9 protein-coding genes are annotated in these 12,240 nt (G+C 49.8%); 4 read left to right on the forward strand and 5 right to left on the reverse strand.

Annotation, left to right across the window (positions count from 1 at the left end; all coding sequences use genetic code 11):
* Positions 1-39 precede the first annotated feature (39 nt).
* The 3 genes from AC6R1A_RS03550 to AC6R1A_RS03560 all read right to left on the reverse strand — a co-directional run bounded on the left by AC6R1A_RS03550 (position 40) and on the right by AC6R1A_RS03560 (position 2,910).
* On the reverse strand, positions 40-651 hold the full coding sequence (locus tag AC6R1A_RS03550) for a TIGR04211 family SH3 domain-containing protein (RefSeq protein ID WP_334554218.1): 612 nt from the start codon (positions 649-651) through the stop codon (positions 40-42).
* Positions 652-842: 191 nt separating this feature from the next.
* Entirely contained in the window at positions 843-2,102 is a 1,260-nt protein-coding gene (locus tag AC6R1A_RS03555; RefSeq protein ID WP_500626469.1) for an inorganic phosphate transporter, read from the reverse strand.
* A gap of 127 nt (positions 2,103-2,229) precedes the next feature.
* Positions 2,230-2,910 (reverse strand): TIGR00153 family protein, encoded by a 681-nt coding sequence (locus AC6R1A_RS03560; protein ID WP_334554222.1) that lies wholly within the window; start codon positions 2,908-2,910, stop codon positions 2,230-2,232.
* Between the two features lie 207 nt (positions 2,911-3,117).
* Between AC6R1A_RS03560 and AC6R1A_RS03565 the strand changes: the two genes are divergently transcribed.
* On the forward strand, positions 3,118-4,635 hold the full coding sequence (locus AC6R1A_RS03565; protein ID WP_500631804.1) for a CYTH and CHAD domain-containing protein: 1,518 nt from the start codon (positions 3,118-3,120) through the stop codon (positions 4,633-4,635).
* Positions 4,636-4,663: 28 nt separating this feature from the next.
* Here the strand turns inward: AC6R1A_RS03565 and AC6R1A_RS03570 are convergent, their stop codons facing one another.
* Positions 4,664-5,446 carry a potassium channel family protein gene (locus tag AC6R1A_RS03570; RefSeq protein WP_500631803.1) on the reverse strand — a complete coding sequence of 261 codons (783 nt, stop codon included), beginning with the start codon at positions 5,444-5,446 and terminating at the stop codon, positions 4,664-4,666.
* 122 nt (positions 5,447-5,568) lie between these two features.
* Here AC6R1A_RS03570 and AC6R1A_RS03575 point away from each other — a divergent pair, with 122 nt between their 5' ends.
* The 3 genes from AC6R1A_RS03575 (at position 5,569) to hldE (ending at position 11,391) form a co-directional block, all read left to right on the forward strand.
* Positions 5,569-6,825: a methyl-accepting chemotaxis protein gene (locus AC6R1A_RS03575; RefSeq protein ID WP_487901363.1), complete on the forward strand. Its 1,257-nt coding sequence runs from the start codon at positions 5,569-5,571 to the stop codon at positions 6,823-6,825.
* A gap of 135 nt (positions 6,826-6,960) precedes the next feature.
* Positions 6,961-9,819, forward strand: coding sequence for a bifunctional [glutamate--ammonia ligase]-adenylyl-L-tyrosine phosphorylase/[glutamate--ammonia-ligase] adenylyltransferase (gene glnE, locus AC6R1A_RS03580; RefSeq protein WP_500633450.1), 2,859 nt, complete (start codon positions 6,961-6,963; stop codon positions 9,817-9,819).
* Between the two features lie 141 nt (positions 9,820-9,960).
* A complete protein-coding gene (gene hldE, locus AC6R1A_RS03585) occupies positions 9,961-11,391 on the forward strand; it encodes a bifunctional D-glycero-beta-D-manno-heptose-7-phosphate kinase/D-glycero-beta-D-manno-heptose 1-phosphate adenylyltransferase HldE (protein ID WP_500631801.1) in 1,431 nt (476 codons plus the stop codon).
* 84 nt (positions 11,392-11,475) lie between these two features.
* Here hldE and arcA read toward each other — a convergent pair whose 3' ends face one another.
* Positions 11,476-12,192, reverse strand: coding sequence for a two-component system response regulator ArcA (gene arcA, locus AC6R1A_RS03590; RefSeq protein ID WP_334554234.1), 717 nt, complete (start codon positions 12,190-12,192; stop codon positions 11,476-11,478).
* Positions 12,193-12,240: the final 48 nt, after the last annotated feature.

A 12,240-nucleotide genomic window follows, 5' to 3' on the forward strand; every position in this document is an offset into this window, starting at 1 on the left:
TGGCGACCTTTTCGTTATCTTGGTTAGGGGGGTAGGGGATTACGCCCAGCCCGATGGTGAACGCTTTCTGCGCGGGATAATGTGCGGCAGAATCAAACCCAACAGCAAGCCAATGCCAGCCACGCCACCGCCGTACATAAAGTACTTGAGCAGCAAGTCGTCTTTTTGGGTGTCAAGCTGTGCTCTTAGCTTGCGTACCTCTTCTTGAGAAGCCGTCAGTTGCTGACTCATCTCACTGTATCCGCTTTCTAGGTCGGCGATTTGGCGGTTGCGTGTTTCAAGAGAATCGACCAAGCCCGCTTTTTCTTGATCAGAGTTTGCGCGCGCGTTGGCAAGCTTCTCTTTCACTTCTGCCAGCTCTTTTTCTACGCGAGGTAAGCGCAGTGTCACGCTCTCTTGTGAGGTCACGAAACGGCTTTCGACCCATCCTCGGCGTCCTTTCGAGTCTTGGATGTGACTGTAACCGGAATCTTTATTGGACTCGATAAAGGTCACTTTTTCGCCCGCATCGACACTGCCAATAATACGAAATTGATTACTTGGTCCTGAGTGCATGTAAGTAAACAATTGATCAGAGATGTAGCGGTCTTGAGCAAACGCGGCAGGGGCCGCCACAATCGATGCCAAAAGCAGGTAAACCCATTTTTTCACGGTAAATCCTTTAACAGTTTTTTGTGTCTAATTTTTACTAGGGCAAATAGTAAGAATTTTCTAGGGGCTTCGCAACAAAGAAGGGAGGCTGAGCCTCCCTTTCTGCGGTATTGAGTCAATAATGACAGTGTATTAACAGAAGTAAGAATCCACTAACACAGTACTGACAGATGACTTAGCTGACAGATGACTTAGACAAACATTGCTTGAATCGCGTAGTAGAACACCACGGCCAGTAGTGCACCGGCTGGGAGTGTCACAATCCAAGACGCAACGATGTTACGTACCACGCCTAGGTTCAATGCTGCGATGCCGCGAGCAAAGCCGACACCCAGTACCGCGCCGACCAGTGTTTGAGTGGTCGAGATAGGCAGACCAGTACCCGATGCCAATACCACAGTACATGCCGTAGCGAGCTGCGCAGCGAAGCCGCGGCTTGGCGTCAGTTCGGTAATGCCGGTACCGACCGTTGCCATCACTTTGTGACCCAATGTCGCAAGACCAACCACAATACCAAAGCCACCTAGCGGAAGAATCCACCAAGCAATGGTGCTCTTGCCAGTGATTTCACCCATGTGCTCGACCGTAGAGACGACCGCAGACAGTGGACCAATCGCGTTGGCGACGTCGTTCGAACCGTGTGCAAACGCCATCGCACACGCAGTAATGACCATCAGGACACTGAAGATGCCTTCAACGCCGGCAAATCCGTGGTCATCTTCGCGGCTCGCAAATTTCTTCTGGATATAGAGGTAACCACCAATCATGACCAGCCCTGAGAAGCCAGCTGACCACATCCACGCTTCGCTGTTCGATAGGTGAAGACCGACGTGCTTTAGGCCTTTCTTAATGGTCACAAGCGCAATCACCATGGTGGTGATGAACATGTAGACAGGCACAAAACGTTTGGCGTTGATCAGCGGTTTTTCAGTATCGAAAATCAGGCGCTGAGCACTGACGAAAATAACGTAAGCAAAGAAACCAGAGATGACAGGGGTAACGATCCAACTGCCGACAATGCCTTTCACACTGCCCCAGTCCACTGCTTCTGTGCCAACAGAGACACAAGCAAAACCGATGATGGCGCCGATAATAGAGTGAGTTGTCGATACTGGCCAACCCATATAAGAGGCGAGCAGCAACCATGTACCCGCTGCTAATAACGCAGACATCATGCCGTAGACAAGAACGTCAGGTTGATTGGCAAACAGAGAAGTTTCGATTACGCCTTTGCGGATCGTATCTGTCACTTCACCGCCGGCTAAATAGGCACCGGCAAATTCAAAGATCATCGCGATAATGATCGCTTGTTTTACGGTGAGTGCTTTTGAACCTACCGAGGTACCCATGGCGTTCGCGACGTCATTCGCGCCGATACCAATCGCCATTAAAAAGCCGAAGGCTGCTGCAATAATAATCAGGACAGTGCCGTAATTCGCAAGGATATCCATCGTAATACCTAGTTGTTGATAACAAGCGGAGCAAATTGGACACGACAAAACCCCACAGCGAATTCAGTGTAGCTCGCTTACTGGGGTGTGCTTATAAAATGCTCTTCGTTATTTGGTTAACTTATGTTTATGAGCGAGACAGCATGAGTTCAAGACGCGCACCAACACGCTGAGCTTGATCTGCAATACCACCGACCCATTCAAGAATCTTGTAAAGGAACATCACATCAATCGGATTCAAATCGCTTTCGATCGCCATCAGTTGTTGGCGAAGTTGGATTTGCATCGCGTCTGTGTCGTCCTCAATCACATCCAGTTGATGGATCATTTCAGCCACGAGAGTCACTTCGCGACCTTTAAATCCAGTTTCCAATAACTCATCGAGCTCATTGATGACTTCTTGCGCTTGGTTTGCGGCGTCGAGACAACGCTTCACGTAAGCAATGAAGTTTTCTTGAAGAGGCTCAGGAATAGTCAGTTGTCGGCCGTAGACACGACCAGCAATATCTTTGGCTAGGTTGGCCAGTTTGTCTTGTTGAGTCAGCAGCTCTAGCATGTCGCTGCGGTCGACTGGCAAAAACAAACCACGAGGAAGTTTGAGACGGATCTCGCGCTTTAGTACGTCGGCTTCTTTCTCTAGGTGAGAAATTTGTGCACGGATTTCTGCGGCTTTCTCCCAGTCACCCTTTGAACTGACTTCAAAGAAGTTCACTAGGTGCGAGCAACATTCGTTCACACACACAACGTGGCGCTGCAAAGGTTTGATAGGGGACTTTGCAAATAACCCCATAATTGTATTTACTGGCATGGTCATTCAACCCAATTAATATAACCTAGAAAAAACAGACACCAATAAGAATGGTGAAATGTTGAGCGATGGCTATAAAGGCGCGCATGTTAACCCATTAAAGTGTGCATTTAAACTGTTTTAGATCATCAATGGGGCGATATTTCTCTCTTGCCGAGTAAGAAAATAGGCAATATCCTTTGGCTATCTGCGTTAAAAGGTAACACTATGGAAACCGAGATAGAACTGAAGTTTTTTGTTTCACCTGAATTTTCAGAGACGTTAAGAGAAAAAATAGCGTTAACAAAAGTACTTCAGCACAGTTGTCGTGAGTTAGGGAATACTTACTTTGACACCCCGGACAACTGGCTACGTCAACATGATATTGGATTAAGAATTCGTCGTTATGATGATGTGTTCGTGCAAACGGTCAAAACCGCAGGACGTGTGGTCGCCGGGCTTCATCAAAGACCGGAATACAATGCAGAACATAATAGCAACGATCCCGTCCTTACCTTACATCCGCAAGACATCTGGCCCGATGGCCGCGCGATTGAGGAACTGCAATCTCAAATCGCTCCTCTCTTCTCGACCAACTTTACCCGTGAGCAATGGCTGGTTGGCATGCCAGATGGCAGCCAAATTGAAGTGGCGTTTGATCTAGGGTGTGTCGAATCAGGGGATTTAACCGCGCCGATTTGCGAAGTGGAACTGGAGCTGAAATCAGGCCAGACCGATGCCCTCTTTACCTTAGCGCGCAGCTTGTCAGAGCAAGGAGGGATGCGCTTAGGCAACTTAAGCAAAGCGGCCAAAGGTTATCGCTTAGCATCTGGCTACCAAGGTGACGAAGTGAAACCGCTAAGTTTGGTTGAGACACAGCAAAAAGACAGCGTAGAGACCTGTTTTGTCCAGTCGCTTGAGCATGCGTTGTCGCACTGGCACTACCATGAGCAGATTTACTCTGAGCGCGAGTCGATTGATGCGCTGCATGAAATCAAAAACGCCATCAGTTTTATTCGCCAAGTATTGACCGTCTATCGCGATGTGGTGCCACGTCGTGCCAGCGCCCTGGTTCGACAAGAGCTCAAATGGCTTGAACAAAGCTTAGAGTGGCTTAAGCAGTACGATTACCTTGAAGAGCTGCTGGAAGATAAAGGGCACGCGTTACGTAAACTAGAGGCACGTAAGTTCCTTGTCGCAGAGCTGAAAGAGATTCAGCAGCAGTTGCCTGACAGAGAAGAGATGTTGGCTCTGATTCATTCCGCCCGCTACGCCGGTTTGCTGCTGGATTTAAGCCGTTGGATTTTGACTCGCGGCTGGCAGCCGTTTTTAGATGAGAAAGCCCGTGAAGAGATGGCTGAGGGTGTAGAGCGCTTTGCTGTCGCCCAGCTCGATAAAACCTGGTCACAGTTGCTTGAGGTGTTCTCGCCTGAGCAAGATCTCAACGCGCCGGCGTATGTGGAGCAGCAGTACCATCTGATGCGCAATCTATACACAGGGGTGAGTTTTGCTAGCTTGTTCAATGTCGATGAGCGCAACAGCTTCCGCTTGCCTTGGAGTGACTTGCTGCATGGCATCGATGATTTGCTGACCCTTGAAACGCTGGATCAACTTAGCAACAAATTAGAGGGTGAGCAGCGCGAGCAACTGTTGCGTTGGCTAACTCGCCAAGAAAACTCCATTTTGCATGCGATGGAGCAGACGCGAATCATCTGCTTAGAGGCCCAGCCTTATTGGCGCCACTAGTCTCGCATCATCACCATCACTGGGGAGCTTAAGGCTCCCTTTTTGTTGTCTGGGGAGTAGCTTTTTGCGTTTTATTCTCCAATGTATCGAGCCGTTTAATGATGGCTCGTTGATTGGCGAGAATCTCTTTGAGTAGTTGTTCTTTGTGCTCAGATCGTTTGGCTTGCAACTTGGACGGCGAGGTGATCAACGAAGTGATAAGCCCTGAGATCATACCGAACAAGCCTACTCCACAGATGATCAGGGCCGACGCTAAGATCTTACCGCCATGGGTGACGGGAAAGTGATCGCCATAGCCAACGGTAGAGATGGTGACCAATGCCCACCACAGGGCATCCCCACCGGATTGAATATTGGCGTGATCTGATCCCCCTTCAATCAACAGCATCATACTTGAACCAACCGTAAGTAAAACGATCAACAGCAATAAGATCGACGCTAAGGTCATTTCATGACGATTACTTAAGATCTGACGCAAGATGTGCTTACTGGCGCGGATCACCAAGATCACGCGCATGATGTGAAACAGACGTGCGTAGCGCAGGGGTTCAATCATCGGGATGCTGGCGACAAAATCGATCCAATGGCGTTTCATGTATTTCACGCGATCTGTTGCACGGATCAAATCTATGCTCAACTGCAGGATAAATATGCTACAGATTGCGAAGTCCAAGCCGATAAGGACTTGTCGAGTTTCTTGACTGACTGGAAAGAACAATAAGCCTGAAATCACAAATAGTGCGACGAAAGACAAAATTAGTGACAGTAAGCTCATTGGTTTCGTATCGTCTTTGGTATCATCTCTTTTCATACGAGGCTCGAAATAAATAATATGAGTGCGACCGTTCCCTCGCGGTAGGCAGCGATAAGCATTAAGTGTCTGATAAGTACTCAATCACACCGTATCATAGTTGACTTAGCGGAGAACGAACAATGACCAAAATGGCATTTAAGCCATGGGAGCGAGCGATAACGAACGTCCGTTTGATCCCCAAAATGGTGCTACTGATGGTATTCAGTACCGTCCTTATCGTGGCTAAACAGTTGTGGGATGCCAGTACTTTCCACGACTCCTTGCTCGCCGCCACTCAAAATGCCCAAGTGGCGCAAGCGCATTATCAAGCCTACTTAGTACAAGTGGCTTGGCAAACTGTAATTTTGATTGGCGTCTTTGTCGTTATTTTGCTCTTTGCTGCTCGTATTATGCTGCGCCAAACTCAGTATTTGAATGATTCAATCAAACAAATGGCGAATCGCGATCTCTCCAATCCGATTGAAATGGACTGCAAAGATGAATATGGCGATGTGGCGCGTGAGCTAGAAAAAACACGCCGTCAGTTGCAAGAGGTGATCAAACTGCAAGTAGAGGCCTCGCAAGAGCTCTCAACGATGACTGAAGTGATGACTCTTAGCATGTCTGAGACGAAAGAGTCGGCGCAAGAAGAGTTTAATGAAATTGACCAATTAGCCACGGCGATGAGTGAAATGACCTCAACGGTGCAAACCGTAGCTGATCATGCACAGAATGCTTCTGCACTGACGGAAAGTGCGACAGGGCAAGCGCAAAGCGGTCAACACTTTGTGAAAGGTACGGTCGATAAAATCAGTGCGTTGTCGAAAGACATCGCTGCCTCAGCGCAGGCCGTTAACGAGGTCGAAGAGAGCGTTGAAGCCATCGGCAGTGTTGTCGGCACCATTCAAGGAATTTCAGAGCAAACCAACCTTTTGGCATTGAACGCGGCGATTGAAGCGGCGCGTGCCGGCGAAGCCGGGCGCGGTTTTGCTGTGGTTGCGGATGAAGTCCGTAATCTGGCGCAGCGCACACAGCAAGCGACGGTCGAGATCCAAGATATGATTTCTCAGTTGCAAAGCAGCGCATCCTCGGCGGTTGAGTTGATGGAAAAGAGTGTTGTTGAAGCGGCAGAAGGGGTGGAATTGGTCACCAATGCTGGCGGTGAGCTGGATGGTATCGTATCGCAAGTTAACCAAATCAATGATATGAACTTCCAAATTGCGACGGCAGCGGGCCAACAAAGCAGCGTGGCGGAAGAGATGAACCAGAACCTGACCAATGTTCGTGAGCTGGTGGAAGCCTCTGTGGTGGTGGTAACGGAACTGCTTGAGACGTCAGAAATGATGCAGCGCAACGCTGAAGAGTTGGATGAAAAAATTACCTCTTTCCGTGTCTGACGAATAAATCGCGCAACGACCAATAAAATTGATTGAACCAACGCCCATCGCCTACGCATGGGCGTTTTTTATTGACGCAAGTCTGGTATAACTAACGTCTTCGGTTTTTTATGCATTCGATTGTAAGGACTCCTCATGCATTTGCCTTCCTCGTTGTCTCCTCTTAGTGATAAAGCGTTCGCGGCGCTGCCCAGTGAGGCATTGGCGCAATGGCCAGCCGCGTTGCTCGAGTCGCTCAAGTACGTCCTAGGGTTAAGTCAGTTCGTCGCAGACAATCTGACCAAAGATGAGTCACTGCTGCGTCAGCTGCCAGAGATGCTTGCCGAGCAGGATCGCAAGCAGCACTATCGCACAGATCTTTGCGCGCAACTTGAAACCTGTTCCGATGAGATGCAAGGACAGCGAGTCTTAAGACAGTTTCGTCGTCGTGAAATGACCTACATCGCTTGGCGAGACTTTTGTCAGAGTTGGACACTGCAAGAGAGCCTGAGTCATCTTTCGGAACTGGCTGAGGCGATGATTGTTGAAACCTATCAATGGCAATACAAAGCGTGCTGCGAATTGTGGGGGACGCCTTGTGATGAGACGGGGAAGCCACAGCCGATGTTGATCATTGGTATGGGTAAGCTTGGCGGTGGTGAGCTCAACTTCTCATCCGATATCGATCTGATTTTTACCTATCCAGAAAACGGGGAAACCCAAGGCGCCCGTCGTTCGATTGCTAACGCTCAGTTTTTTACCCGTTTGGGCCAGCGAATTATCAAAGCGCTCGATCAACACACCTTTGACGGTTTTTGTTACCGCGTTGACATGCGCTTGCGCCCTTTCGGCGAAAGTGGTCCTTTGGTGATGAGCTTTGCCGCGTTGGAAGATTACTACCAAGAGCAGGGGCGTGATTGGGAGCGCTACGCGATGATCAAAGCGCGAGTGATGGGGCGGGAGATGTATCCCGAATATCAAGCGCTGCGAGAGATGTTGCGACCCTTTGTTTTCCGTCGTTATATCGATTTTAGTGCCATTCAATCGCTGCGCCGAATGAAATCCATGATCAGCAGTGAAGTACGCCGCCGTGGGCTGAGTAACAATATCAAGCTAGGGGCTGGTGGTATCCGCGAAATCGAATTTATCGCCCAAGTGTTCCAGTTGATCCGTGGGGGCCGAGAGCCGAGCTTAAGGCAGCGTGGATTGTTAGTCACCTTAGAGGGGATTGAAGCACTGGCGTTGCTCTCAAGGGATGAAGTGACTCATCTCACTCAGGCGTATCATTTTCTGCGTCGTTTGGAGAACCTGCTCCAAGCGATGGCCGACAAACAGACGCAAACCTTGCCAGAGTCTGACCTTGAGCAGTGTCAGTTAGCAACGGCGATGGGCTTTGCTGACTGGCCTGCACTAACGCGCGAGGTAGAAGCGCACATGCAGCGGGTTCACCATGTGTTTCAGGCATTAATTGGTGACGATGAAGAAGAGCATGAGCAGAGCGATGTCGCCAAGCATTTTCATGAGCTGTGGGATATGGCAGAAAAACCGGATGTGATGGAGCATATTTTATCTCATGACATCGGGCGAGAAGAAGCCAGTGCGATGGCGATGACCATCATTCAATTTAAGCATGATTTGGCGAAAAAAACCTTGGGCCCACGTGGGCGTGAGGTACTCAACCGTTTGATGCCCAAGATCTTTGCTGCGATCTATTCACATCAGGATGCAGAGTTCGGTTTACCTAGAGTGCTGCATCTATTGCATAAAATTGTCACACGCACCACCTATCTTGAGCTGTTGGATGAACATCCTGCCGCGTTGACGCAACTGGTGCGTTTGTGTACCGCCAGTCCCATGATATCGGAGCAGTTGGGTCGCTATCCGATCTTGCTTGACGAACTGATTGACCCTCAGCAGCTGTATAACCCCGTCCCACTTGATAGTTATCGCACCGAATTGCGCGACTTTCTTGCCCGTATTCCAGAGGATGATATGGAGCAGCAGATGGAGGCGCTGCGTCAATTTAAACAGATTTGCATCTTGCGTATTGCCGCCGCCGATATTGCCGGTGTCTTGCCTGTCATGAAAGTGAGTGACCACTTAACCTACCTAGCCGAAGCTATTGTTGAGTCGGTCGTCCATCAAGCTTGGCTACAAATGGCTGAGAAGTACGGTGAGCCGACGCATCTCAAAGAGAGAGAGGGCAAAGGCTTTGCGGTCATTGGCTATGGCAAAGTGGGAGGCTGGGAGCTGGGCTACAACTCGGATCTGGATATCGTGTTCATGCACGATTGCCCAGTGAACGTCTACACCGATGGCGCAAAAGAGATTGATGGGCGCCAGTTTTATCTGCGCCTTGCCCAGCGCATTATCCATATTTTCTCAACCCGCACAGCCTCGGGGATTTTGTATGAAGTGGATACCCGCTTAAGGCCATCCGGCATCTCTGGTTTACTGGTTAGCCCTGCCGACGCCTTTGATGAATATCAGCATCAAGAGGCGTGGACATGGGAGCATCAAGCTCTAGTGCGCGCCCGCATGATTTACGGTGATGAGCCGCTACAGGCTGCATTTGCTAAAACGCGCCATGAGGTCTTGGCGACGCCGCGCGATGAAGCCAGTTTGCGCAAAGACGTCGCCGAGATGCGAGAAAAAATGCGCGATCATCTGGGTGGGAAAAAGCCTGGCCGCTTTATGCTCAAACAAGACCCAGGCGGTATCACGGATGTGGAGTTTTTGGCGCAATATTTGGTGCTTCGCTATAGCCATGAGAAGCCAAAACTCACGCGTTGGAGTGATAACGTCCGTATTTTCGAATCCATGATGGCGCAAGGTGTGCTTGAGGATTCGGCGGCGCAGGCGCTGACTCACGCCTACACCACCATGCGCGACCAAATTCATCACCGCAATCTGCTCAACCTTGACGCCGATGTCACGCAAGATAAATTTACCGATGAGCGTGCGCTGGTGCAGAGAATATGGGCGCAGTGGTTAAGTTTGGAGTCGGCCTCCTAAGGTTTACTAAAGTGACAAAGCCGATACGCGGTGGCTGGCAGAAAAATCGCCTAATTCCGACAATTTGGCATTAAGGCAAGGGTTTAGGGTGGTATAACGCTGTGCTAAACTCTCGCGAGAATTTAATTTTGGAGATCGTTGATGAAACCTATCCTGCCGAACTACAAGGATTCTGGTGTCTTAATCATTGGTGATGTGATGCTGGATCGCTACTGGTACGGACCGACTGGCCGTATTTCACCAGAAGCACCGGTGCCTGTGGTTAAAGTAGAAAATAACGAAGAGCGTCCAGGTGGGGCCGCCAACGTCGCTATGAACATTGCGTCACTCGGCGGACATGCGCACATCGTCGGTCTAACGGGTATTGATGAGCCAGCTCAGGTGTTGAGTGAGACGCTGACGGCGCTGAACGTGACCTGCGATTTTGTTGGTTTGGCCGAGTATCCAACCATCACAAAACTGCGCGTGATGAGCCGAGGGCAACAACTGATTCGTCTCGATTTTGAAGACAAGTTTGAAGGTGTTGACCCGTCATTAGTGCTTGCTCGTATGGAGAATGCACTGCCCAACGTCAAAGCGGTGGTGTTATCGGATTACGCCAAAGGCGCGCTCGAGCACGTCCAGCAGTACATTCAAAAAGCGCGAGCGGCGAACGTGCCTGTCTTTATCGACCCGAAAGGCGCAGATTTTGAACGCTACCGCGGCGCAACTTTGTTGACACCTAACATGGCAGAGTTTGAGCATGTGGTAGGTAAAGTGAAGTCCGATGACGACTTGGTGGAAAAGGGCTTAGCCCTTATCGAGCAGTTTGACTTGGACGCACTCTTGGTGACGCGCAGTGAGCACGGTATGACCTTGCTACGTCGCGGTCAAGCGCCATTCCATCTTCCCACTCAAGCGAAAGAAGTGTTTGATGTGACGGGTGCCGGCGATACGGTGATTTCCGTGTTGGCTGCCTCCGTTGCGTCAGGGAAAGCGTTGGATGAAGCGTGTGCGTTGGCCAATGCCGCCGCAGGCGTTGTGGTGGGTAAGCTGGGTACTTCTACGGTATCAACCATCGAGCTTGCCGAAGCTGTACATGGCAGCCAAGATACCGATTACGGTGTGATCAGCGAGAAAGCGTTAATTACTGCCGTTAAGCAGGCGCAACAGAAAGGCGAGAAAGTGGTCATGACCAATGGCTGTTTCGATATTTTGCACGCCGGCCATGTCTCTTACCTCAATCACGCAGCGGAGCTCGGCGATCGTTTGATCGTAGCCGTCAATACTGATGAGTCGGTAAAACGCCTTAAAGGTCCAGGTCGACCTGTCAACCCAACTGATCGCCGCATGGCTGTACTGGCAGGACTTGGTGCCGTCGACTGGGTAGTACCGTTTAGTGAAGATACCCCACAACGCCTGATTGCCACGGTATTGCCGGATCTGCTTGTCAAAGGCGGTGATTACAAGCCTGAAGAGATTGCTGGTGGAGTTGAGGTGATTGCTAACGGCGGTGAAGTCAAAGTGCTCAATTTTGAAGACGGTTGCTCGACCACAGAAATCATTCAAGCCATCCGTGGTGGAAAAGGCTGATCCAACCGAGCGATACATAACAAAAATACCCAACAAAAATGGAGCCCTTAGGCTCCATTTTTTATGTTGACTGCGAGATGTCGATTACTCTTCTAAATCACCGCAGAAACGGTAACCTTCACCGTGAATAGTCGCGATGATTTCAGGCGTGCCTGATACCGATTCAAAGTGCTTACGAATACGACGAATCGTAACATCAACAGTACGGTCATGAGGCTTAAGCTCACGGCCGGTCATTTTCTTCAGAAGATCAGCGCGAGTTTGGATCTTACCTGGGTTCTCACAGAAGTGCAGTAGGGCACGGAATTCTGAACGAGGCAGCTTGTAGCCATCGCCACTTGGGCTCACCAGTGAGCGGCTGTTGATGTCCAGTACCCAACCATTGAACTGGTACTTCTCAACGCTACGTTTTTCTTCTTGCACGGCACTGGCGTTCATCGAACGATTAAGCAGGTTGCGCGCGCGAATGGTCAATTCACGTGGGTTAAATGGTTTGGTGATGTAATCATCCGCACCGATTTCTAGGCCTAGAATTTTATCCACTTCATTGTCACGACCTGTTAGGAACATCAGTGCCACATTGGCTTGTTCGCGCAGCTCACGAGCCAGTAGCAGGCCGTTTTTACCAGGCAGGTTAATATCCATGATCACCAGATTTACATGGCTCTCAGACAGAACCTGGTGCATCTCTTCACCGTCACTGGCCTCAAAAACAGCGTATCCCTCTGCTTCAAAAATACTCTTTAGAGTGTTACGAGTTACTTGCTCATCTTCAACAATAAGAATGTGCGGGGTTTGCATTGGCGGTACCTAAACTTGTGAAAAAACTGTGCTAATAGAATAAATTCT

It is taken from the genome of Vibrio sp. R10-SG3-ISO3 (assembly GCF_059834225.1).